The following is a 244-nucleotide window of genomic DNA, read 5'->3' as shown; positions in this document are numbered from 1 at the left end:
ACTTTGCTAATTCTGAAGCTTTTTTAAGACCAGTCTCAGTAATTTCCTCTGATTGCTCAGGGTATTGATTATGTCCCTCTATAATAACTTTAGAAATATCTTTAATTCCCCAGAAGTTTAACATTGTATTCACATAATTAACTGCCATCTCAGCAGATTGAGCAGGACCTTCTGAATATACACCACCACGAGCATTTAGAAGAACAACTTTTTTATCCGTTAATAAACCAACGGGTCCTTCAGG

General features: G+C 36.1%; 1 protein-coding gene. It reads right to left on the bottom strand.

Annotated features, from left to right (window positions below; genetic code table 11):
• Window positions 1-244: NAD(P)H-dependent oxidoreductase (locus AOA60_RS28340; protein WP_178075426.1), on the bottom strand; the 244-nt coding region annotated here is incomplete at both ends.

Source organism: Pseudomonas sp. 2822-17 (assembly GCF_002742485.1).
Lineage (GTDB): Bacteria > Pseudomonadota > Gammaproteobacteria > Pseudomonadales > Pseudomonadaceae > Aquipseudomonas > Aquipseudomonas cyclaminis.
The sequence above is the reverse complement of the archived record's forward strand: the minus strand, read 5'-3'. Positions and strand labels throughout refer to the sequence as shown.